The sequence below is a fragment of the Bacillus cereus group sp. BfR-BA-01309 genome (assembly GCF_022664315.1).
Lineage (GTDB): Bacteria > Bacillota > Bacilli > Bacillales > Bacillaceae_G > Bacillus_A > Bacillus_A mobilis.
In genome coordinates, this window is record NZ_JAKUHE010000071.1 from 1 (window position 1) to 399 (window position 399).

Consider the following 399-nt stretch of genomic DNA (forward strand, 5'->3'; position numbering starts at 1 on the left):
GTGCTTCATCGTGTTCTCGCAGCCCCAAAGGGACGAGGGGTATAACACTCCACACGAGGCAGTATCGTTACCTCCTATTATCAAGCATTTATTTTACCCATCTTGATAAATTTATCGCAGCATTTACATCCCTATCGAGATGGCTATTGCATGAAGCACAACACCACTCACGTATTTTTAAACTCCACTGTCCTTCTAGTTGAACTGAATGGTCGTATTTTACTCTGCAACATGAGCAAATCTTGCTTGAGGCGAACCATTTATCAGCTTTTACATACGCAATGCCATACTTCTCGCACTTGTATGACAAACATTGAAAGAAGAAGTTTAATTTTTGAAATGAAAATGCTTTCGATAGTTTTTTGTTTTTTAACAGGTTTGAGATAGATAAGTCTTCCA

The 399-nt window shown here is 38.6% G+C and carries 1 protein-coding gene; it reads right to left on the reverse strand.

Annotated elements, in window-relative coordinates:
- Window positions 1–88: 88 nt before the first annotated feature.
- Window positions 89–399: transposase (locus MR115_RS29655; RefSeq protein ID WP_242243861.1), on the reverse strand; the 311-nt coding region annotated here is incomplete at its 5' end.